Origin of the sequence: Rhizobium lentis, from assembly GCF_017352135.1 — a bacterium.
Lineage (GTDB): Bacteria > Pseudomonadota > Alphaproteobacteria > Rhizobiales > Rhizobiaceae > Rhizobium > Rhizobium lentis.
This window is the reverse complement of sequence record NZ_CP071454.1, coordinates 2,304,950-2,327,621: the sequence shown is the minus strand read 5'-3', so window position 1 is coordinate 2,327,621 and position 22,672 is coordinate 2,304,950. Positions and strand designations below refer to the sequence as shown.

Here is a 22,672-nt window from a genome sequence, read left to right as displayed (position 1 = left end):
TGGTATGGTTCACCAGGGATGGAAAAGACGCGACAAGAGGAGGAAAGGTCCATGACCGGACTGGAAGAGGTCAGTCATCGCCATGATGACAGCGCCCCGCTGAAAGAAGCCAATCGAATTCCCGCCGGATCGCCCATCCTCGAACTGAAAGGCCTGCAGAAAAATTACGGTCACGTGCAGGCGCTGAAGCCGGCGACGCTGACTTTCCTGGCCGGTGAAATCCACGCCATCGTCGGTGAAAACGGCGCCGGCAAATCCACCCTGATCAAATTGCTCACCGGCGTCATCACCCGCACGGCCGGCGAAGTGCTGTGGTGCGGCCATCCCGTGGGGCTGTCGACACCGAACGAGGCGATCGCCCGCGGCATCAACGCCGTCCATCAGGAAGTCGTGCTCTGCCCGCATCTCAGCGTCGCCGCCAACCTCTTCCTCGGCGACGAGGTCAACCGCTACGGCCTCATGCGCAAGAAGCAGATGGAGAAGATGGCCCAGGCTGTGCTCGACGATCTCGGCTTCGGCCTGCCGGCCGGCGCGCTTTTAAGCTCGCTGACGATCGGCCAGCAACAGCTCGTCGCCACCGCACGCGCCGCCATGCGCGGCACGCAGTTCCTGATCTTCGACGAACCCACAGCCTATCTTACCCGCCAGGAATCGGCCCAGCTCTTCAAGCTGATCCGCCGCCTGCAGGGCGAAGGCGTCACCATCGTTTATATCAGCCACCGCATGGAGGAAGTCTTCGAGCTCGCCGACCGTGTCTCGGTGCTGCGCGACGGCACGCATGTCGGCACGCGGCTGATCGGCGAGACCAACGAGGCCGAGCTGATCGCGCTGATGATCAACCGCTCGATCGAACAGATCTACCACAAGGAAGAGATCGCCATCGGCGAGACGATCGTCGAGGTCCGCGGCCTCTCCGGCCCTGGCTTCGAAGACGTCTCGCTCAGCGTCAAGGCGGGACAGATCGTCGGCCTTTACGGGCTGATCGGCGCCGGCCGCAGCGAATTCGCGCTCGGCCTCTACGGGCGCGAGCCGATCAGCGCGGGCGAAATCCACTGGAGGGGCAAGCGCGTCGATATCAGGAACGAACGCACCGCGATGGAGCTCGGCATTGCGCTCGCGCCCGAAAGCCGGCGCGACCAGGGGCTCTGCCTCAACCTGCCGATCGGCCTCAACATCAACCTGCCGGTGTTCGGGCGGTTGAGCCACGGCCCGGTCATCAATCACGCGCGCGAATCGGCCAATGCCGACAGGCAGATCCGCGATCTCAGCATCAAGACGCCGAGCCGGCGCGTTCCGGCCTCCAGCATGTCGGGCGGCAATCAGCAGAAGATCGTCATCGGCAAGTGGCTAAGCCACGGCGCCCGGCTGTTCATCTTCGACGAACCCACCGTCGGCGTCGACGTCGGCACCAAGGCGGAAATCTACCGGCTCTTTGCCAAGCTTCTGAAGGAGGGGGCCGGCATCATCCTGATCTCCTCCTACCTGCCGGAGGTCTACGAACTGGCAGACCGGCTGCACGTCTTCCGCGGCGGCAGGCTGGTCGCCAGCCATGATTTCCACGCGGCGACGCATGAACAAGTGCTCAGCGAAGCGATCGGCGTCTGAGCACGAGAGAACAAAGAGATAGAGCATTTCCGTGGTTCGAAGAAAAGGAAATGCTCTAAGAGGGAGAAAATCGATGACTGCCACCCCCACCGAAATCGTCGCGCCGCCGCCGCGCCGGAAAATGAACATCCTGTTCGGCCTGACGCTGATCGGGCTCCTGATCTTCCTCTGGGTCGTGCTCGGCTTCGTCACCGCGAGCTTCTGGACGCCGCTCAACATCTCCAACCTGCTGCGCCAAGGCGCGATGACGGCGATCCTGGCGCTCGGCCAGACCTTCGTCATCATCACCGCCGGCATCGACCTGTCGGTCGGTGCGATCGTCGGCTTCTGCACCGTCATCATCGCCTGGCTGCTGCAGGCGGGCGTGCCACTCTGGGGGGCGATCGTGCTGACGCTCGCCATCGGTGTCGCAATCGGCGCCTTTCACGGCTTCGGCATCGTCCATATGGGCCTGCCGCCCTTCATCATCACGCTCGCAACGCTCACATCGCTGCGCGGCATCGGCCTCCTGATCACCAACGGCTCGACGATCAGCATCACCGACGAGAGCTTCAGCAATTTCGCCCGCGCCGATTTCCTCGGCATTCCGAGCCTGTTCTGGATGGTCATCCTGGTGGCGGTCCCCTCCTTCGTCTTCCTGCATCTGAGCCGCTGGGGCCGCTATCTCTTCGCAGTCGGTTCGAATGCCGAGGCGGCGCGCCTTTCCGGCGTCAACGTCAAGGGCATGATATATCTCGCCTATATTCTTTCGGCCTCCTTCGCCGCCTTCGTCGGCGTGCTGCTCGCCTCGCGCATCGCCATCGGCAATGCGACACAGGCCGACGGCTGGGAACTGCAGGCGATCGCCTCCTCAGTCATCGGCGGCACCAGCCTGTTCGGCGCGGTCGGTTCGGTGCATGGCCCGCTGATCGGCGCCTTCATTCTCGCCACCATCAACAACGGTGCGAACCTTCTGAACGTCAACTCCTTCTGGCAGCGCATCATCACCGGTCTCTTGATCATCGTGATCGTCTTCTTCGACCAGCTGCGCCGCCGCAAGAGCAACTGAGAGGCAAGCAAGAGATCGCCACCTGCCCTCCTCTGGTTGCCGTCACCTTCTCCCCGCTCGCGGGGAGAAGGGCAAATGCCGCAAACTCTCCGTCCCCATTGACGTGGTGCCGGGCACGTCCCCTCGCCGTTTACTGGGAGAGGGTTAGGGTGAGGGGCAGCTATCGGCGCGAACCGAACAGCAGTGGCACGACACAAGCAAAGAACGAAGAATGCGAGGCCGTCATGAAAGCAGTTGTTTGCCGGGAGCCCGGCGTGCTCGACATCGTCGAACGCCCATCACCTGCCGCACCGGCGCCCGGCTGGGTGCGGTTGGCCGTCAGCCATGTCGGCATCTGCGGCACGGATTATCATATCTTCGAGGGCAAGCACCCCTTCCTCGAATATCCCCGGGTGATGGGGCATGAGATCTCGGCGACAGTGATCGAGGCCGGTGACGGCGTGGCGCTTGCGGCCGGCACGCCCGTGATCGTCAACCCCTATCTCGCCTGCGGCCAATGTGTCGCCTGCATCAAGGGCAAGCCGAACTGCTGCACCAGCATCAAGGTGCTCGGCGTCCATACCGACGGCGCCTTCTGCGAGGAGATTTCGGTTCCGGTCGATAATCTTTATCCCGCCAAGGGCCTCAGCCTCGAAGCGGCGGCGACGACGGAATTTCTGGCGATCGGCGCCCATGCGGTGCGGCGCTCGCTGGCCGGCGCCGGTGCACGGTCGCTCGTCATCGGCGCCGGGCCGATCGGGCTCGGAGCGGCAATCTTCTCGCGCATTGCCGGCCATGAGGTGACGCTGCTCGATACCAGCGCGGAGCGGCTGCAGATGGCGTCCGAGCGCTTCGGCTTCACCTCAGGCATCGTTGCCAATGAGGGAACGGCCGATGCGGTGCGGGCCAGCACCAATGGCGATGGTTTCGACGTGGTGTTCGACGCGACCGGTTATGGCCCGTCGATGGAGAAGGCCTTCTCCTTCGTCGCCCATGGTGGCGCACTGGTGCTGGTCAGCGTCGTCAAGGACGACATTCGCTTCTCCGATCCGGAGTTCCACAAGCGCGAGATGATGCTGATCGGCAGCCGCAACGCCACCCGCGCCGATTTCGAGCATGTGGCGGATTCGATCGCCAAGGGCCTGGTGCCGGTCGACAAGCTGATCACCCACCGCACGACACTCGATGATGCGCCGCGCGACCTCGCCCGCTGGGCGCATGAGAAGAGCGGGCTGATCAAGGCGGTGATCAGGGTTGGGGGTTAGGCCGTTTTCGGGAACGAGTGGAGCGGTTGCGCACGCTCAGCCTGTCGAGATCGGCGAGAGCAGCCCCTCATCCGGCTGCCGCCACCTTCTCCCCGCCTGCGGGGCGAAGGAGATATGCCGCGACCTCTCCGTTACCCATCAACCTCTCAAAGGGCACGTCCCCTCTCCCCGTCAAAACGGGGAGAGGGTTAGGGTGAGGGGCAGCCATTGAGTGCTGCGTGCGCGTCAGCCGCGGTCGCTAACCCACCATTTCAATCGCCCTGCGCATCTCCCTCACAACCGCGACATCGGTCTTGTTCGCACTCTTCGCCTCGAAGCCGAAGGCGACCGCGCGCGGGTCGCGGCTTTCGACCAGGGAACTGCAGGAGCCATGCACCTCGCGGGCGCCGGTCGCTCGGAGAATCTCGCCGACATTGGCGGGGCGGATGCCGCTGCCGGGCATGATCGAAATGCGACCAGCCGCCTTCTCCGAAATCCTCTTCAGCGTGTCGAGGCCGTCGGCGGCCTTCAGCGCGCAGCCGGAGGTGAGGATGCGTTCGCAGCCGAGCTCGACCGCCTGTTCGAGCGCCTGATCGGCATCGGGCACCAGGTCGAAAGCTCGGTGCAGCGTCGCTCCCAGGCCAGCCGCATGGGCCTTCAGCCGGTGGATCAGCGGCATGTCGAGCGTGCCGTCCGGGCGGTTGGCGCCGATGACGACGCCGGCAAGGCCCGCGGCGCGCACCGCCTCGATATCGAGCATCATCGCCGCCTCGTCGACGCCGTCGAAAATGAAGGGGCCGGCATGCGGGCGGATCATCGCGTAGACCGGAATGGGCGCGAGGGCGGCGATCCGCATCAGGCTCGACAGCGGCGTCAGGCCGCCGAGTTCCAGCGCCGAGCAGAGCTCGATGCGGCCGGCGCCGCCTTCGATCGCGGCGGCAAGGCCTTCGGCGCTGTCGACGCATACTTCCAGCAGGATGGTCATGCTGCGCTCTCCCGAACTCTGCCGGCCTGCACGGCCGATTCCGACGTCATTTTGGCGGCCATCTCGACGATCATCATGGAGGCATCGGCGGCGGCTTTGCGATGGTTGAAGGCGACGTGATAGGACAATGGCAGGTGCTCGTCGAGATCGACGATGCGCACCTTGCCGGCGATCGGCGTGGCGCTGACGCGGCCGAGGAAAGAGACGTAGCCATGATTGGCGACGAGGTCGACGATCACGGGCAGCGAATCCGCCGCGGTGATATCGCGGCTGCGCAAGCGCCGGCTGGACGCGCGCTCGTCGCTGAAGGCCATGGCGGCATGGCCGAGGCCGGTGCGTGGGCTCGGCATGCAGATCGCATGGCCGGCAACGAGATCGGCGACCGTGGTTTCCGTGCTGTCCGGCGGCGCGATCACCACCATGTCGGTCTGCAGGAGTTCATGGTGCCGGAAGCTTTCCAGGCCGAAGACCGAATCCAGGATCGCGACATCGATGCGGCCGCTCTTCAGTGCCTCGCGCAGGTCGTCGGCCGTCATCGCGACCAATGAGATGGCATTGTTGCTGCGGCGCGCATTCCATTCGGAAACCAGCGCACCCAGGCAGCGCGCCACCCAGCTTTCCGAGCCGGTCGGGATGATCGAGCCGATGCGCAGCGACCGGGCGGTGCGGCGATAGCGCTCGTCGGCCGAGGATTTCAAATCGTTCCATGCCTGGCTGATTGTCATGAAGATCGGGTAGGCACGCCTGCCCTCCTCCGTCAGCAGCGAACCTTGCGCCTGCCGTTCGAACAACCGATGGCCGAGGAACTTCTCGAGATTGGCGAGCTGCAGCGAAAGCTGCGGCTGCCCCAGGTGAAGGCGGCGGGCCGCGCGGTTGATGCTGCCCTGGTCGGCCACCTCGAGAAAACGCTCGATGGCGACGATCTTGACCGGAATTCGCGACGCCCAGGCTTCGTAAGCCCCGGCGGCGTCACGGCCCGCCAGTCGACCGAGCTGTCCGATCGCAGCGGTGATCGGCTCCAGCCCTTCCTGCACCCTGTCGCTTGCAAGCAGCGTTGCCAGCGTGCCCGAGGAGCGCTCGGTCAGCTTTATCGCCAGTTCGGTTTCGAGCTGGCGGATCGCCGTCGAAACAGTGGAGGGCGACAGCTGGAAGCGTCGCGCCGTTTCGCGGACCGAACCGGTACCGAGGACATGGCCGGTAATGAAAAGGGCACCGAGATGCAAAGAGCTCGCTCCGAAAGCGCTGGAAAAACCGGACGATATGATGTGTTCGGCAAAAGAGATATCCCCGCCTGAGGATCGGCGTTCTATCGTCTGCGGCATAAAAATCCGGGCGGCGACGTTTTCGCAAGAAGAGCACCGGAACACCGTGGAAACACGCAAGGGGACAAAAACAAATCGCGCCGACCCTGGAAAAGGGAATGCGTTTCCGCGCGCGGCGATGTGTTCGCCGCCATAATCGTCGGCGCGACCGCAAATACTGGAGGGGGCTTGCATCGATTTTTCGGGTGGGCACGCTATTTCCATGACGCACGCAATTCGGATGATGGCGGCCTCACCGCCCTCGCCGACGGATTTCCTGCGCGCAAGCCTCTCGGGCTTGAGCCTCATCAACGGTGTTTAAAAGGGGATATTCCATGCTGAAGAAACTCGCACTTGCCGTTTCGCTCTCCGCCTTTGCGGCGGGCGCGGTTCAGGCCGCAGACGTCGTCGTCTCGTCGAAGATCGACACGGAAGGCACGCTGCTCGGCAACGTCATCGCGCTCGCGCTCGAAGCCAACGGCATCAAGACGCAGGACCGTATCGCGCTCGGCGCCACACCGGTGGTGCGCAAGGCGATCACCGCTGGCGAAATCGACATCTATCCCGAATATACCGGCAATGCCGGCTTCTTCTTCAACAAGGCCGACGACGCCGCCTGGAAGAATATCGACAAGGGTTACGAGCTGGCGAAGAAGCTCGATTATGACGCCAACAAGATCGTCTGGCTGACGCCGTCGCCCGCCAACAACACTTGGGCGCTTGCCGTGCGCAACGACGTCGCCGAGCCGAACAAGCTGAAGAGCCTCACGGATTTCGGCAAATGGGTTGCCGGCGGCGGCGCGGTCAAGCTTGCCGCTTCGTCCGAATTCGTCAATTCGGCCGGCGCGCTTCCCGCTTTCCAGACGACCTACGGTTTCCAGCTGAAGCCCGACCAGACAGTCGTCCTCTCCGGCGGCGATACGGCGGCGACGATCAAGGCGGCCGCCGACCAGACGAACGGCGTCAACACCGCCATGGTCTACGGCACCGACGGTGCGATCGAAGCGGCCGAACTGACCGTTCTCGAAGACGACAAGAACGTGCAGCAGGTCTATGCACCCACGCCGATCATCCGCGAAGAGGTGCTGAAGGCCAATCCGAAGATCGAGGAGGTGCTCTCGCCGATCTTCAAGAGCCTGACCGCCGACGAACTGCGCAAGCTCAACGCTAAGATCCAGGTCGACGGCGAGCCGGCAAAATCCGTCGCCGAAGCCTATCTCAAGGAAAAGGGCTTCCTGAAATAGTTGCCCCTCGCTCCGCCCGGCTGCGGGCGGAGCCTTCCTTGCGACGGGGCTGGCGAGACGGGATTGAATTGATGGACGAAACCTCAGCGGTCCGCAGGCTGGACCGGCTCGGCGTGGTTCTGGTGGCCGGCGGAATCGCGGCGACGGCACTGATGCCCTTCATCTATGTGAAGGCGAACCGCATCGCCGCCGGCAAGCCGATGCTGCTGACGCAGCTTCTTCCCCAGCCCTCCGTTATCATCCTGACCGTCTTTCTCGTTCTGACCGCCGTCGCCACCCTGTTCCTCGCCAATGCAGTGGCACGGCTTGTCATCGCCACACTTTGCCTGGCGTCGCTCATCGCGGCGATCGGCCTGGTCTCGACCGCGGCGACGCCGCCCGGCAGCACGGTGGCGCGCATGACGCCCGGCGGCGGTTTCTGGGTGCTGTTCGCGGTGATCGGGCTGATCATCTCCGATGCGCTGGTCAAGATCCGGCTGGCGCCGTGGATGCGGGTCGCGGCGCTCGCGGCCTATGCGGCGCTGCTCTTCGCTTTCCTCTTCTCCGGCCTGCTCGACAGCCTGTCGATCATGAAGGAATTTTCCACGCGGGCGGCACAGTTCCGGACGGAGGCCTTCTCGCACCTGCTGCTGGCACTCGGTTCTCTTGTTATCGCCATCATACTCGGCCTGCCGCTCGGAATCCTCTGTTTCTGGGTACCGAGGCTCAGAGCCGTCGTGCTGCAGGGCTTAAGCCTCATCCAGACGATCCCGAGCCTGGCGCTCTTCGGCCTGCTGATGCTGCCGCTCGGCTATCTCGCCACCCATGTACCGCTCGCCGCCGCCATCGGCATCCGCGGCATCGGCACGGCGCCGGCTTTGATCGCGCTAGTGCTCTATTCGCTGCTGCCGATCGTCGCCAATACCGTCGTCGGCCTGCAGGGCGTCGATCCTTCGGTGCGCGATGCGGCCGCCGGCATGGGGCTGACACGCTTGCAGATCCTGACCGGCATCGACATGCCGCTCGCCTTCCCCGTGATCCTCACCGGCATCCGCATCGTGCTGGTGCAGGCGATCGGCATGGTGACGATCGCCGCCTTGATCGGCGGCGGCGGCTTCGGCATCTTCATTTTCCAGGGGCTCGGCCAGACGGCAATGGACCTCGTGCTGCTCGGCGCCGTGCCGACCGTCTTCTTCGCCTTCTCATCGGCCGTCATCCTCGATGCGGTCATCGACAGCATCCGGGGACCCGCCGCATGAGCATGATCGAAATCAGGAACGTCACCAAGCGCTATGGTGCTGCCACCGTCGTCGACAAGGTCTCGATGGACGTCGAGAAGGGCGAGATCACCGTCATCGTCGGCACGTCGGGCTCCGGCAAATCGACGCTGATGCGGATGATCAACCGGCTGGTGCCGATCACGGAAGGCGAGATCTTCGTCGGCGGCCAGAATGTGATGGACGTCGAGGTGACCGAACTTCGCCGCCGGATCGGTTATGCGATCCAAGGCCACGGGCTGTTTCCGCATCGCACCGTGGCACAGAATATCGCCACCGTCCCCCAGCTGCTCGAATGGGATTCCACCCGTATCGCCAGGCGCGTCGAGGAACTGCTCGGGCTTTTCAATCTCGATCCGGCTGAATTCGCCGACAAATATCCGCATCAGCTCTCCGGTGGCCAGCAGCAGCGCGTCGGCGTCGCACGCGCCCTTGCCGCCGAGCCGGAACTGCTGTTGATGGACGAACCCTTCGGCGCGCTCGATCCGGTCATCCGCGGCAAGGCGCAGGACGACCTGCTGGCGATCCAGAAGCAGTTCGGCACGACCATCATCCTCGTTACCCACGACATGGACGAGGCCTTCCATCTCGGCAATCAGATCGCTGTCATGAGCCAGGGCCGATTGCTGCAATGCTCGACGCCGGAAAAGATCCTCACCGAACCCGCCGATCCCTTCGTCCAGCAATTGACCGGCACCTCCGACCGGGCGCTGAAGCTGATGTCGCTGCTGCCGCTGAAGGAGAGCATGGCGCCGGCCAAGAGCGGTCTCGCCTATGCCCTGCCGCAATCCTTGAGTCTGCGCGATGCACTTGCCGAAATGATCTGGCAAGGGGTCGACGAGGCGGCGGTGCAGGATGGCGAGAAGGCGCCGGTCGGCTCGATCTCGATGCGCCGGCTGCTCGAACTGGGCCGCAAGGCATGAAACACCTCGTCGCCAATCTCTTCCGCCTGGCGGCGCTCGCCCTGCTCCTGATCCTGCTGTTCAGGACCGAGTGGCTTTCCTTCCTGCTCACTCCGCTGACCAGCAACAATGCGCCTGCCGTCTACACCCAGAACAGCCTGGCCTCGCTGGCGCTCGGCCATCTGCAGCTCGTCATCGGATCGATCGTCTGCAGCGCCGTGCTCGCCGTCGTCGGCGGCATCTTCGTAACACGCCAAAGCGGCGCCGATTTCCTGCCGCTGTCGCGCGCGATCGCCAATGCCGGCCAGACCTTTCCGCCGGTCGCGGTGCTGGCGCTCGCCGTGCCCGCCACCGGCTTCGGCGCCATGCCGACGCTGATCGCGCTCTTTCTCTACGGCCTGCTGCCGATCTTCGAAAACACCGTCGCCGGCCTGAAGCAGGTTTCGCCGCAGGTGCTCGACGCCGCCGACGGCATGGGCATGAACGGCACGCAGCGGCTCTTCCGCGTCGAACTGCCGCTTGCCCTGCCGCTGATCCTCGAAGGGCTGAAAGTCGCAACCGTCATCAATATCGGCACTGCGACGATCGGCTCGACGGTTGCGGCAAAGGGGCTCGGCGAAGTGATCATCGCCGGGCTGATATCGGACAATACCGCCTTCATCCTGCAGGGCGGTCTGATCGTCGGCCTGATGGCGGTGCTGATCTATGACGCCATGGGCCTCGTCGAAGCGGCGATTACCCGAAGAATCGGCTTGCGCGCGGCGTAAGAGGACCGCTACCAAGGCAGCGGTGATCGATTCAACGGGAGGCCGCCTTGGCGAAGATGATCCACTCCATGATCCGCGTTCTCGACGAGGCGCGCTCCGTCGAATTCTATAGCAAGGCCTTCGGCCTCTCGGTCGCCGACCGCGTCGATTTCGAGACCTTCACGCTGATCTACATGAGCAATGCCGAGACCGGCTTCGAGCTGGAACTGACGGTCAACAAGGGCCGGATCGAACCCTATGCTCTCGGCAATGCCTATGGTCATCTTGCCGTTTCCGTCCAGGAAGTCGCCATCGAGCGTGAGCGCATGATGAAACTTGGGCTCAAGCCGGGCGAGCTGGTGGAGCTCAACCGCGACGGCAAACTCTTCGGCCTGTTCTTCTTCGTCAGCGATCCCGATGGCTACAAGATCGAGGTGCTGCAGCGCCACGGCCGGTTTCTGTAGGGCAGGCCGATGATCGAGAAGACGGTGCTTCATTCCGGCTGGACGCTTTCCTGCAACGATACAGCAAGGCGCGGCCTGCCGGAAACGATCCCGGCAACGGTGCCCGGCTGCGTGCATCTCGACCTTCTCGCCAACCGGCTGATCCCCGATCCCTACATCGACGTCAACGAGATCACCAATGACTGGATCGGCAGAACGGATTGGACCTATCGCTGCACATTCGAGGCTGCGCCGGATGAGCGCACAATGCAGGAGCTCATCTTCGACGGGCTCGATACGATCGCGGTGATATCGCTGAATGGCGAGGAGATCGGCCGCACCTTCAACATGCACCGCACCTATCGTTTTGACGTCTCCGGTCTGCTGAAGACCGGGGCGAACGACCTCGCTGTCACCTTCCGCTCCGCCTATGCCTATGGCGCGGAGATGGAGAAACATTACGGCTACCGGCCGAACAACTATCCGGGCCCGGGCAATCTGATGCGCAAGATGGCCTGCAATTTCGGCTGGGACTGGGGGCCGACGCTGGTGACGGCGGGGCTGTGGAAACAGGTTGCGCTGGAGAGCTGGGACCGGGCGCGGCTTGCCGAAACTCGTATATCGGCGACGCTTGCCGGCAGCGACGGGCTGGTAAAGGTGCATGCGACGCTGGCGCGGCATGGCGATCACGGGCCGTGCCGGCTGGCCGCCGAAATCGGCGGCGTGACCAAGACAGTGGCAATTGGCCCCAGCGAAGACGCGGTTTCCTTCGAACTCCGCCTCCCCTCGCCGCAGCTCTGGTGGCCGCATCATCTCGGTGCACAGCCGCTCTATCCCCTGACGCTCAGCCTGATCGACGAGGCCAGTGGCGATTTGCTGGACACATCCGAGCGCGAACTCGGTTTCCGTTCGCTCAGGCTCGACACGTCGGCCGACGAGCATGGTTCGGCCTTCACCTTCGTCGTCAACGACGTGCCGCTCTTCATCTGCGGCGCGAACTGGATCCCCGACGATTGTTTTCCCTCGCGGGTGACAGCCGAGCGCTATGCCAGTCGGATCGCGGAGGCAAAGGCCGCCAATATCCACATGCTGCGCGTCTGGGGCGGCGGCATCTTCGAGCGCGACGAATTCTACGAGGCCTGCGACCACATGGGCATGCTGGTCTGGCAGGATTTCCTCTTTGCCTGCGCCGCCTATCCGGAGGAGGAGCCGCTTCGAAGCGAAGTCGAGGCGGAGGTGCGCGACAATGTCGTGCGGCTGATGCCGCATGCCAGCCTGATCCTCTGGAATGGCAATAACGAGAATATCTGGGGCTTCGACGAATGGGGCTGGCGACCTATCATCAAGCCGGGCGAGAGCTGGGGGCTCGGCTATTATCTCGACCTGCTGCCGAAGCTCTCGGCCAAACTCGATCCCGACCGGCCCTATTATCCCGGCAGCCCCTATTCCGGCTCGATGCAGATCGAGCCCAATGCCGACGGACATGGCTGCAAACATATCTGGGACGTGTGGAACGATGTCGGCTACGAGGTCTACCGCAATTACATCCCGCGTTTCTGCTCCGAATTCGGCTGGCAGGCGCCGCCCGCCTGGGCGACCATCGAAGAAAGCATGCATGATCGGCCGCTGACGCCGCAATCGAACGGCGTTTTCCATCATCAGAAGGCGACGCAAGGCAATGACAAGCTGATCCGCGGACTCGCCGGCCATCTGCCGGAGCCGAGGACGATGGATGACTGGCATTTCGCCACCCAGCTCAATCAGGCTCGCGCCATCCGCTTCGGCGTCGAGCACATGCGCTCGCATCGGGATGTCTGCAAGGGCGCCGTCGTCTGGCAGTTCAACGACTGCTGGCCGGTGACCTCCTGGGCGGCCCTCGATTCGGCCGGGCGCCGCAAGCCGCTCTGGTATGCGCTGAAGGCGGCCTATGATCCGCGCCTGCTGACGATCCAGCCACGGAACGGCGGGCTGGCGGCAGTCGCCATCAATGAACGCACGCTGTTCTGGCGCGCAAAGATCAGCGGCAAGCGCATGAGGCTCGACGGCCGCGTGCTTGCCGAATTCGAATTCTGGCGTCTGCTCTGCGACCGCTTCGAGGCCAAGGAATTTCCGCTGCCCGACGAGATCGTCAGTCCTGGCTTACCGAAGGAGGAGGTTGTTGTCGTCGACATGCTCGACAGGCGGGCTTTTCATTATTTCGTCGAGGACATCGAGCTTGCCTTGCCGGCGCCGCGGCTGAGCGTTGAGGTCACGGGGATCGACGGCGGCTATGCGGTGAAGGTGACGGCGGATAATTTTCTCAAGGACCTCTGCCTGATGGCGGATCGGCTGGATCCGGACGCGGTTGTGGACTCGATGCTGGTGACGTTGTTGCCGGGCGAGAGCCATGTGTTTGCGGTGAAGACGGTAAAGGCGATCAGGGCAGAAGATATCACCGTCGGCACCGTGCTGCGGTCGGCCAACGATCTTGTTGCCGGTTCGCGCTAGTGACTGCCCCTCATCCTAGCCCTCTCCCCCGGTTGCGAGGAGAGGGGACGTGCCCTGCGAGAGTTTGGTGAGAACGGAGAGCTTGCGGCATGGTCCCTTCGCCCCGTTTACGGGGAGAGGTGGCGGCAGCCGGATGAGGGTCCGCCAAGCCCACGACATCACCAACACCAAAAAGGCCCCACGCAACCCGCGGGGCCCTTCCAGTTCGGCCTATCGGACGAGATTACATCCAGTAGGGCGGCACGCCATAGTAGTCATAGACCCGGCGGCCATTATCGTTGTACCAGCTGTCGTCATCGTCCGAATAGCTCGGTGCGCCTTCGATCTGCTCCTTGGTCAGGTCGATGCGATAGCCATCCAGCTGAGTGTCGTAGGTCAGCTTTTCCCAGGGGAGCGGATAGTGATCGTCGCCGATACCCAGGAAGCCGCCGAAACTCAGCACGGCATAGGCGACGCGGCCATCGAGCTTTCCGATGATCAGCCGTTCGATCGAGCCGATATGCCGGCCGTCCGCGCCGTAGACACGGGTGCCTTCCACGCGGTCGCTTGCGATCAGCGAAGGTGTATCCTTCACATTGGGGTCGCGACGGGTGGCGTCGGTATCCTGATTCAACATTGTGCACCTCCTTCGGTGTTTCCTGATTGCGAGTATGCAGGGTCAACGTCAGGGCGGACTCAAAGTTCCCGGATTTCTCGATCGGCTTTGCGGCAAATGTTGACGTTTACGTCAAGGTTAGTATAGCTTCATTCGGCTTGAACCGTTCAGGCAATGGCATAAGCTGCCGGACTGGAAGATGGAGGATGCTTCCGGTCAATCGCGAGCCAATCGAACACGGCTCGGCACCGGCGCGGCGGCCGCAAGGGAGAGAGAGACACGATGAGCAGCATTTCCGTCCATCCGAACGGAGCAAAACCGGACAAGCCCTGGCTTGCCACCTATCCCGACGTGGTTCCGGCCGAACTGCCGCCGCTGGAACATGCCTCGCTTGCCGAGCTGCTCGAAAAATCCTGCGCCCGTTACGCCGACCGGACGGTTTTTTCCAGCATGGGCAAGGCGATGAGCTACCGCGAGCTGGAGAGCCAGACACGCAAAGTCGCCGCCTGGCTGCAGAGCATCGGGCTCGAGAAAGGCGACCGCGTCGCGGTGATGATGCCGAACGTCTTGCAGAACCCGGTCGCAACCTATGCGATCCTGCGCGCCGGCCTCGTGGTCGTCAACGTCAACCCGCTTTATACGCCGCGCGAGCTCGAACACCAGCTGCGCGATTCCGGTGCCAAGGCAATCTTCGTGCTGGAGAATTTCGCCCGCACGGTCGAGCAGGTCCTCAACAAGACCGATCTGCGCCACGTCGTCGTCACCTCGCTCGGCGAAATGCTGGGCCCCAAGGGCCTGGTCGTCAATTTCGTCGTGCGCAAGGTGAAGAAGCTCGTCCCCTCCTGGTCGATTCCGCAGCACAAAAGCTTCGCTCAGGTGCTGCGCGAAGGAGCGCAAAAGAAGCTGCAGCCGGTCACGCTGGCGGCGGGCGACATCGCCTTCCTGCAATATACCGGCGGCACGACAGGCGTTGCCAAGGGCGCGGTACTCACCCATCAGAACCTGCTCGCCAACAAGCTGCAGCTGTCGCTCTGGCTGCGGTCGGCTTTCCAGCGTAAGAAGCAGCCGGAGGTGCTGAATTTCCTCTGCGCGCTGCCGCTCTACCACATCTTCGCGCTGACGGTGAATTCCCTGATGGGCATGTCGCTTGGCGCCCACAATATCCTGATCGCCAATCCGCGCGATATTCCTGGCCTCGTCAAGGAGTTCGGAAAGTCCGAGGTGCATATCTTCCCCGGCCTCAACACGCTGTTCAACGCGCTGATGAACAATGCCGATTTCGCCAAGCTCGACTTCTCCTCGCTGATCATGTCGCTCGGCGGCGGCATGGCGGTGCAGCGCCCGGTTGCCGAACGCTGGCTTGATATGACCGGCACGCCGATAACCGAAGGCTACGGCCTTTCCGAGACATCGCCTGTCGCCACCGCCAACCGCTTCGATTCAGCCGAGTTCACCGGATCGATCGGCCTGCCGCTGCCCTCCACCGATCTCGACATTCGCGATGAGGAGGGCCGCTCGCTGCCATCGGGCGAAATCGGCGAGATCTGCATCCGCGGGCCGCAGGTGATGGCCGGCTACTGGCGGAAGCCGGAAGAGACGGCGCGGGTGATGACATCAGACGGCTATTTTCGCACGGGCGACATGGGTTTCATGGACGAACGCGGTTACACCAAGATCGTCGACCGCAAGAAGGACATGATCCTCGTCTCGGGTTTCAACGTCTATCCGAACGAGATCGAGGAAGTCGCCGCCATGCATGCCGGCATCCTCGAGGCCGCTGCGGTCGGTGTGCCGGACGGGCATTCGGGCGAGGCGGTGAAACTCTTCGTCGTCAGGAAGGACCCGAACCTGACGGAGGCGGAGGTGAAGGCCCATTGCATCGCCAACCTCACCAATTACAAACGCCCCCGCTTCATCGAGTTCCGCACCGAACTGCCGAAGTCGCCCGTGGGCAAGATCCTGCGCAAGGACCTGCGCGACTGATTTTGACAACCGCATGAAATTACAGCCATCCGCTCACCGCGGGTGGCTTTTTTCATGTTTCGAGCGGCGGCTGAACTTGATTTGCGCCCGATAAAGCGAATAGTTTCCGCAACCTTTCCGCCTCAAAAGGAGCCTCCCATGAACGCCATCGTCGAACAGCTGAAAACTACGGCTGATGCCACCAAGGCGACCGATCTCCGGGCCGCCTTCGCCGCCGATTCCAAGCGCTTTTCGCGCTTTTCCGTCTCGCTCGACGACCTGCTGATGGATTTTTCCAAGACGGCGGTGAACGACGACATCCTCAAGCTCCTGGTCAAGCTTGCCGAAGAGGGCGGCGTCGAGAAGAAGCGCGAGGAGATGTTCTCCGGCAAGGCGATCAACTTTACCGAGGATCGCGCCGTTCTGCACACGGCGCTGCGCAACCGATCCAACACACCGGTTCTGGTCGACGGCAAGGACGTCATGCCTGACGTCAACGCGGTGCTTGCCGCCATGGGCAAATTTGCCGACGACATCCGCTCTGGGGCGCTGAAGGGCGCGACAGGCAAGGCGATCACAGACGTCATCAATATCGGCATCGGCGGCTCGGATCTCGGCCCTGTGATGGCGACGCTGGCGCTCGCCCCCTTCCATGACGGCCCGCGTGCGCATTTCGTCTCCAATATCGACGGCGCCCATATCGCCGATATCCTGAAGCTGGTGCAGCCGGAGACGACGCTCTTCATCGTCGCCTCGAAGACCTTCACCACCGTCGAGACGATGACCAATGCACAGACGGCGCGCAATTTCATCGCCAGGGCACTCGGCGAAACGGCCGTGCAGCATCATTTCGCCGCCGTCTCGACGGCGCTCGACAAGGTCGCCGCCTTCGGCATCGACAGCGCCCGCGTCTTCGGCTTCTGGGATTGGGTCGGCGGCCGCTACTCGATCTGGTCGGCGATCGGCCTGCCGCTGATGATTGCGATCGGGCCGGAGAATTTCGGCAAGTTTCTCGATGGCGCGCATGCCGTCGACAATCACTTCCGTAAGGCACCGGTTACCGAGAACCTGCCGATGCTGCTCGGCCTGATCGGCTTCTACCATCGCAACGTTCTTGGCTACCCCACCCGCGCCATCCTGCCTTACGACCAGCGCCTGTCGCGTTTCCCCGCCTATCTGCAGCAGCTCGACATGGAATCGAACGGCAAGGGCGTCACCGTCGACGGCACGCCGGTCGAGGGCAATTCCGGTCCGGTCGTCTGGGGCGAACCCGGCACCAACGGCCAGCACGCCTTCTACCAGCTCATCCACCAGGGCACGAGCATCATACCGGCCGAATTCATGATCGCCGCCAATGCATTCGAGCCGGAGCTGCGCCATCAGCACCAGCTTTTGATTTCCAACGTGCTCGCCCAGTCGGAAGCGCTGATGAAGGGCCGCACCTTCGCGGAGGCCAAGAAACAGCTGACCGACAAGGGCATGGACGACAGGAAGGCCGATTTCATTGCGCCGCATCGTGTCTTCCAGGGCAACCGGCCGTCGATCACCTTCGTCTACGACAAGCTGACGCCCTATGCGCTCGGCCGGCTGATCGCGCTCTACGAACATCGCGTCTTCGTCGAAGGCGTGCTCTTCCGCATCAATTCCTTCGACCAGTGGGGCGTCGAGCTCGGTAAGGAACTGGCAACCGGCCTGCTGCCCGTCGTCGAAGGCAAGCAGAGCGCTGCCGGTCACGACTCCTCGACGCAGGGTCTTGTTGCTGCGCTGGCAAAGCTCGCCCAGTAATTCGACAATTGCGCAGCGATTGAAGCCCATCCGTCACGCGGGTGGGCTTTTTTTTGACTCTGTCGAATTGCAGAGCATGTCGTCGTCTATAGAAGGACCGACAGAGGAGGAGCCGATGACAGCGACGGATGACGAACTGGTGAACTTCGAGGCAAACGGTGCGCTGCCTTTGCCTGCCACGAATGAGCAGGGTTTCGTCGAAAACGATGGTGCCCGCATCTGGTATGCGAGCTACGGCGCAGGCCCGGCCGTCATCCTGCTGCATGGCGGGCTCGGCAATAGCGGCAATTGGGGCTATCAGGTTCCTGCGCTTATCGACGCCGGCCATCGGGTTGTGCTGATCGACAGCCGCGGGCATGGCCGCAGCACGCGCGATGATCGCCCTTATAGCTATCACCTCATGGCTTCCGACGTGCTTGCCGTCATGGATCACGTCGGACTTGAGGAAGCGGCCCTCGTCGGCTGGAGCGACGGCGCCTGCACCGCGCTGATCCTTGCCGACCAGCAGCCGAACCGGGTCTGCGGCGTCTTCTTCTTCGCCTGCAACATGGACCCCAGCGGCACAAGAGAATTCAAGGCGACGCCAGTCATCGACCGCTGCTTCAACCGTCACAGGAAGGACTATCAGGCGCTGTCGGCAACGCCGAACCAGTTCGATGCTTTCGTCGCCGATGTCTCCAAGATGATGGCGACGGAGCCGAATTATTCGGCCGAGCAGTTGGCGGACATCAAGGTGCCGGTTTCCATCGTGCTGGGTGAGCATGACGAATTCATCAAGCCCGACCATGCCGATTACCTGGCGAAGACGATCCCGGATGCGGAATTTGTGCTGCTGCCGGAGGTCAGCCATTTCGCGCCGCTGCAGCGGCCGGACCTCTTCAATCGCGAGGTCCGGGCCTTTCTCGACCGGATCGAATGAGGCTCAGAGGCCGATCTCTCACGCCCAAGATGGATTTACGCCGTCACCAGCCGTTTCGGATGCATCAACGCGCTTCAACCCTCGCCTTGGCGCAATCGTGTGCGGGAGCTTGATTGCCGAAGCCAGACCGAGCCCTGCCAGCAGCCGGATGAAATGCCAATCGAGATCCAGCTGGCCCGGCTCGATGCCGAGCCGGGCGGATTCCGGAAAGGCGTGATGGTTGCCGTGGAAGCTCTCGCCAAAGGTCACCAGCCCGAACCGCGGCAGGTTGTATCCCTGCACCGCAACATCGTCGACGCTCCAGCCCTGATGGCCGCCTCGATGAGCGAAATGGCCGACCAGCCAGTGTCCGGTCAGCGACACCGATATCCGCATGGCAACACCCCAGACCGCCCATGGCAGTCCGCCGAGCGCGAGGAGTACGACCAGCAGGGGAATCTGTTGCGCCATCCATGTCGCCTCCACGAAGCGATAGAAGCGGTCGCGCCGTTCCCGCTCCTTGAGGACGAAACGTGGCGGATGGTGCAGCACCACCGTGCAATGCATCTGCCAGAAGGCATCGATGAAGAAAGACCGCCGATGGGCAAAGAGATCATGGCAGCCTGGCTGCCGTTGCGCCCAATCGCGAATGTCGTGCGCGTAGATCATGCCGAAGGGGCCGGCCATGCCGACCAGCGTGCCGAGATAGACGAGAAAGTGCTCGATCCAGATATGCGTGCTGAATGAACGATGGATCAGCAGCCGGTGCATGCCGACCGAATGACCAAGACAGATCGTGACAGCGGTCAGGAGGATGAAGACGCCGAGTGCGCTCCAAGTGAAGGTCAGCGGCCCACCAATGACGGCAATCAAGGTCATGGTGGCAATCCAGATCGACTTTGCGGGCATCCAGACCACCCTGCCCTTCACTGGATCGCTGTTGTCATCGATCATGCGTCCGGTGGCAATACTGCTCATGGCAAACTCCTCCCCGTCGGGGCACATTGCGCTTGAACGTGGCCCGCCAATTCGTTAATTAACGAATTACCTAATTACTTTGCATCAACGAAAACAATTGTTTAACAGGCAGATGCAAGAGCGCCGCAGGCACGGAGACCGGACTTGGACGAAGAGTCTTTCGATGATCCAGCAGCAGATGGCTCCGTCAGCGCGGCCCAGCGCGTATTCCACGCACTTTCCAGTGCGCCACGCCGGAAGATCCTCGCCTATCTCTCGGCATCGGGCCTGACCGCCGGCGAGATCGCCGACCGCTTCAGCATGTCCAAGCCAGCCGTTTCGCAGCATCTTTCCATCCTCGAAGCCTCAGGGCTGATCAGACGGGAAAAACAGGGCCAGTTCGTCCACTACTCCCTGATCGAGAACAATCTCGTCAATACGCTCAACGGCTTCGTGCAGGAGGTCTGTCCGGTCGGACGGCCGATCAAGAAGGAAAGCCAGGCGCGCGCCCGCGCCAAAGACTAGCCCTGAGAACCGGGCAGATCCTGTTGGCGTCACGGCCAGAGGTCGATGGGCGCCTGGTGCGAAACCGGATTGAACGTTCTTCTATTAGAATATTTTAGAAAGAATTCTTTCAATCCGCCGCAATCGCCCTAGATTCAAGCAAAATCTGTGCGCAGGATACTTCCGACGACATGGCCCATCAAGCCGGGGACGACGCCCCGTTTCATTGTTTCCGCTGGCGTATGCACCCGGCCACTCGTGTCCGGATCTGCTCTTTCGCGCCCAGTTCAGGAGATTGCCCGAGACGCTCGTCACGCGGCGTTTCACGTTTCATCTTCACCAAAGGAAGCTCATGAGCCGTCTTATCGTCGTTTCCAATCGTGTTCCCATGCCGGCCAAAGATGGGAGCGCCGCGGCCGGCGGGCTGGCCGTTGCGCTGCAGGCAGCCCTGGAAGAGCGCGGCGGCATTTGGATGGGGTGGTCGGGAGAGTCGAGCGGCGACAGGGAGCCCGGCGCGCTGTCGCAGCTGCAGAAGGGTAACATCACCTATGCGCTGACCGATCTCACCGATACCGACGTCGAGGAATATTATCGCGGCTTTGCAAACCGTGTTCTCTGGCCCATCTGTCACTACCGCCTCGACCTCGCCGAATACGGCCGCAAGGAAATGGCCGGTTATTTCCGCGTCAACCGCTTCTTCGCGCACCGGCTGGCGCCGTTGATCGAGCCTGATGACATCATCTGGGTGCATGATTACCACCTCATTCCGCTGGCCGCCGAACTGCGGCAAATGGGGCTGAAGAACCGGATCGGCTTCTTCCTGCACATTCCCTGGCCGCCGGCCGACATTCTCGTGACGATGCCGGTCCATGAAGAAATCATGCGCGGGCTTTCCCATTACGATCTCGTCGGCTTCCAGACCGATTACGACCTCCAGAACTTCGCCGGTTATTTGAGAAGGGAGGGAATTGGCGACGACCTCGGAAACGGTTTGTTCGATTCCCACGGCCGGATCTTCAAGGCCGGCGCCTATCCGATCGGCATCGAGACCGCGGCCTTCGCCGATTTCGCCGAGAGAGCCGCAGACAATGTCATGGTGCAGAAGACCCGGCGCAGCGTCGAAGGCCGGGACATGATCATCGGCGTCGACCGCCTTGATTATTCGAAGGGCATCATTCAGCGGCTGGAAGCGTTCGAACGCTTCCTCATCAGCAATCCTGCCTACCAGAACAAGGTCACCTATCTGCAGGTCACACCGAAATCGCGTTCGGAAGTCCCCGAATACGAGCATATGCAGAAGATGGTCGCCGAGCAGGCCGGCCGCGTCAACGGCGCCATCGGAACGGTCGACTGGGTGCCGATCCGCTATGTCAACCGATCGATCAGCCGCAACGTGCTCGCCGGCCTCTACCGTCTGGCGACGATCGGGCTGGTCACGCCGTTGCGCGACGGCATGAACCTCGTCGCCAAGGAATATGTCGCCGCCCAAAACCCGGATCGGCCGGGCGTCTTGGTGCTATCGCGCTTTGCCGGCGCCGCACGGGAGTTGAAGGGGGCACTGCTGGTCAATCCCTACGATGTCGAAGGCACCGCCAATGCGCTTGCCAGGGGTCTCGCCATGTCGCTCGAGGAGCGCCGCGAGCGCTGGAGCATGATGATGGAACATCTGCTCTCTCACGATGTCTCGCTTTGGTGCGAAAACTTCCTGCGGGACCTGGTGACCGCTGCCGAGCTTCCCCGGACGGTCACCTGATCGATCGGCGGCTTGCTTCGAGCGTTAAAGCCCGATCTCATGCGCCCAGGGCGGGTTGGCGCCGGCGCGGGAGACGGTGACGGCGGCGGCCTTGGCACCCAGCGTCAGGGCGTTGCGCACCGCCTGCTCGTCGAGCGAGGCGACCTGCTCCTTGGTTAGCAGATTATCTCGCTTCAGCGACGCCAGCACACCGGCGTCGAAAGTATCGCCGGCGCCGACCGTGTCGACGACGGCAACGCGCTCACTTGGCACTGTAACCTTGCGATCCCTGGTATAGCCGGAAGCACCTTCCGCGCCCTTGGTGATGACGACGAGCTTGGCGCCGTGGGCCAGCCAGTGGGCCGCGAGCGCATCGTGGTCGCCTTCAAGGCCGAACCAGTCGAGATCCTCGTCGGAGAATTTGACGATGTCGGATTTGGCCGCCATACGCCTGATGCGGGCCATATGCGCCGGCTTGTCCTTGATGAAGCCCGGGCGGATGTTGGGGTCGAGCGAAATGACCCGCCGGGCAGCTTCGCGGTCGAGCAGCGCTTCATAGGTCTCGCCGCAGGGGCTCGGGATCAGGCTGATCGCGCCGAAATGCAGCGCTTCGCAATCGTCGCCGAGCGTCGGCAGGTCGGCTTCGGTGATCATGCGGCCGGCCGTGCCCTCGTCATAGAAGGCATAGGTCGCCTGGCCGTTGACGAGCTTGACGAAGGCGATCGTCGAGGGCCGCTGGGTGATGGCGCACGGGCTGTAATCGACATTGCTCGCCTTCAGCGTCGCGAGCAGGATTTCGCCCATCATGTCATCGGCAATCCCGGTGAAGAAGGCGGTGGGGATGCCGAGGCGACCAAGCGCGATGGCGGTATTGAAGATCGCGCCGCCGGCATAGGGGGCAAAGCCCTTTTCACCAAGCGTCGTGTCCCTCGGCAGCATGTCGATCAGGGCTTCGCCGCAGCACAAAATCATCGGATTCCTCCCAACAGCACGGATATG

Annotated in this window: 19 protein-coding genes; 14 read left to right on the top strand and 5 right to left on the bottom strand. The window is 62.8% G+C overall.

Features of this window, described 5'->3' with window-relative positions; translation table 11 throughout:
* Positions 1 to 51 precede the first annotated feature (51 nt).
* The 3 genes from J0663_RS11195 (at position 52) to J0663_RS11185 (ending at position 3,897) form a co-directional block, all read left to right on the top strand.
* On the top strand, positions 52 to 1,605 hold the full coding sequence (locus J0663_RS11195) for a sugar ABC transporter ATP-binding protein (RefSeq protein ID WP_207240426.1): 1,554 nt from the start codon (positions 52 to 54) through the stop codon (positions 1,603 to 1,605).
* A 73-nt stretch (positions 1,606 to 1,678) separates the two neighbouring features.
* On the top strand, positions 1,679 to 2,653 hold the full coding sequence (locus J0663_RS11190) for an ABC transporter permease (protein ID WP_207240425.1): 975 nt from the start codon (positions 1,679 to 1,681) through the stop codon (positions 2,651 to 2,653).
* Between the two features lie 224 nt (positions 2,654 to 2,877).
* The gene (locus tag J0663_RS11185; RefSeq protein ID WP_207240424.1) at positions 2,878 to 3,897 is read left to right on the top strand and encodes a zinc-binding alcohol dehydrogenase family protein; all 1,020 of its coding nucleotides are present in this window, start codon (positions 2,878 to 2,880) and stop codon (positions 3,895 to 3,897) included.
* A gap of 238 nt (positions 3,898 to 4,135) precedes the next feature.
* On the opposite strand, the gene J0663_RS11180 is transcribed toward J0663_RS11185, so the two are convergent.
* A complete protein-coding gene (locus J0663_RS11180; RefSeq protein ID WP_207240423.1) occupies positions 4,136 to 4,861 on the bottom strand; it encodes a copper homeostasis protein CutC in 726 nt (241 codons plus the stop codon).
* The gene (locus J0663_RS11175) at positions 4,858 to 6,084 is read right to left on the bottom strand and encodes a LysR family transcriptional regulator (protein ID WP_207240422.1); all 1,227 of its coding nucleotides are present in this window, start codon (positions 6,082 to 6,084) and stop codon (positions 4,858 to 4,860) included. Before J0663_RS11175 ends, J0663_RS11180 begins: the two co-directional genes overlap by 4 nt.
* Before the next feature lie 413 nt (positions 6,085 to 6,497).
* Here J0663_RS11175 and osmF point away from each other — a divergent pair, with 413 nt between their 5' ends.
* The 6 genes from osmF to J0663_RS11145 all read left to right on the top strand — a co-directional run bounded on the left by osmF (position 6,498) and on the right by J0663_RS11145 (position 13,240).
* Positions 6,498 to 7,406, top strand: a complete 909-nt coding sequence (gene osmF / locus J0663_RS11170) for a glycine betaine ABC transporter substrate-binding protein OsmF (RefSeq protein WP_207240421.1) — start codon at positions 6,498 to 6,500, stop codon at positions 7,404 to 7,406.
* A 71-nt stretch (positions 7,407 to 7,477) separates the two neighbouring features.
* On the top strand, positions 7,478 to 8,644 hold the full coding sequence (locus J0663_RS11165; RefSeq protein WP_207240420.1) for an ABC transporter permease: 1,167 nt from the start codon (positions 7,478 to 7,480) through the stop codon (positions 8,642 to 8,644).
* Positions 8,641 to 9,585: an ABC transporter ATP-binding protein gene (locus tag J0663_RS11160; RefSeq protein ID WP_207240419.1), complete on the top strand. Its 945-nt coding sequence runs from the start codon at positions 8,641 to 8,643 to the stop codon at positions 9,583 to 9,585. The genes J0663_RS11165 and J0663_RS11160 overlap by 4 nt, the downstream gene beginning before the upstream one ends.
* Positions 9,582 to 10,331, top strand: a complete 750-nt coding sequence (locus J0663_RS11155; RefSeq protein ID WP_207240418.1) for an ABC transporter permease — start codon at positions 9,582 to 9,584, stop codon at positions 10,329 to 10,331. The genes J0663_RS11160 and J0663_RS11155 overlap by 4 nt, the downstream gene beginning before the upstream one ends.
* 47 nt (positions 10,332 to 10,378) lie before the next feature.
* Positions 10,379 to 10,774 (top strand): VOC family protein, encoded by a 396-nt coding sequence (locus J0663_RS11150; protein WP_207240417.1) that lies wholly within the window; start codon positions 10,379 to 10,381, stop codon positions 10,772 to 10,774.
* A gap of 9 nt (positions 10,775 to 10,783) precedes the next feature.
* Positions 10,784 to 13,240 carry a glycoside hydrolase family 2 protein gene (locus tag J0663_RS11145; protein WP_207240416.1) on the top strand — a complete coding sequence of 819 codons (2,457 nt, stop codon included), beginning with the start codon at positions 10,784 to 10,786 and terminating at the stop codon, positions 13,238 to 13,240.
* Between the two features lie 223 nt (positions 13,241 to 13,463).
* Here J0663_RS11145 and J0663_RS11140 read toward each other — a convergent pair whose 3' ends face one another.
* Complete coding sequence (locus J0663_RS11140) at positions 13,464 to 13,856, bottom strand: PRC-barrel domain-containing protein (protein ID WP_207240415.1); 393 nt, start codon at positions 13,854 to 13,856, stop codon at positions 13,464 to 13,466.
* Between the two features lie 261 nt (positions 13,857 to 14,117).
* Here J0663_RS11140 and J0663_RS11135 point away from each other — a divergent pair, with 261 nt between their 5' ends.
* The 3 genes from J0663_RS11135 to J0663_RS11125 all read left to right on the top strand — a co-directional run bounded on the left by J0663_RS11135 (position 14,118) and on the right by J0663_RS11125 (position 18,501).
* Positions 14,118 to 15,818, top strand: coding sequence for a long-chain fatty acid--CoA ligase (locus J0663_RS11135; RefSeq protein WP_207240414.1), 1,701 nt, complete (start codon positions 14,118 to 14,120; stop codon positions 15,816 to 15,818).
* A 138-nt stretch (positions 15,819 to 15,956) separates the two neighbouring features.
* The gene (gene pgi / locus J0663_RS11130; RefSeq protein ID WP_207240413.1) at positions 15,957 to 17,582 is read left to right on the top strand and encodes a glucose-6-phosphate isomerase; all 1,626 of its coding nucleotides are present in this window, start codon (positions 15,957 to 15,959) and stop codon (positions 17,580 to 17,582) included.
* Between the two features lie 115 nt (positions 17,583 to 17,697).
* Positions 17,698 to 18,501, top strand: coding sequence for an alpha/beta fold hydrolase (locus J0663_RS11125; protein ID WP_207240412.1), 804 nt, complete (start codon positions 17,698 to 17,700; stop codon positions 18,499 to 18,501).
* Positions 18,502 to 18,519: 18 nt separating this feature from the next.
* Here J0663_RS11125 and J0663_RS11120 read toward each other — a convergent pair whose 3' ends face one another.
* Positions 18,520 to 19,458 (bottom strand): acyl-CoA desaturase, encoded by a 939-nt coding sequence (locus tag J0663_RS11120; RefSeq protein ID WP_207240411.1) that lies wholly within the window; start codon positions 19,456 to 19,458, stop codon positions 18,520 to 18,522.
* 144 nt (positions 19,459 to 19,602) lie between these two features.
* On the opposite strand from J0663_RS11120, the gene J0663_RS11115 reads away from it, so the two are divergent.
* Both J0663_RS11115 and otsA read left to right on the top strand, forming a co-directional pair.
* The gene (locus J0663_RS11115; protein ID WP_207240410.1) at positions 19,603 to 19,962 is read left to right on the top strand and encodes a metalloregulator ArsR/SmtB family transcription factor; all 360 of its coding nucleotides are present in this window, start codon (positions 19,603 to 19,605) and stop codon (positions 19,960 to 19,962) included.
* Between the two features lie 331 nt (positions 19,963 to 20,293).
* Positions 20,294 to 21,694, top strand: coding sequence for an alpha,alpha-trehalose-phosphate synthase (UDP-forming) (gene otsA / locus J0663_RS11110; RefSeq protein ID WP_207240409.1), 1,401 nt, complete (start codon positions 20,294 to 20,296; stop codon positions 21,692 to 21,694).
* Between the two features lie 24 nt (positions 21,695 to 21,718).
* Here otsA and J0663_RS11105 read toward each other — a convergent pair whose 3' ends face one another.
* Positions 21,719 to 22,645, bottom strand: coding sequence for a carbohydrate kinase family protein (locus J0663_RS11105; protein WP_207240408.1), 927 nt, complete (start codon positions 22,643 to 22,645; stop codon positions 21,719 to 21,721).
* Between the last annotated feature and the right edge of the window lie 27 nt (positions 22,646 to 22,672).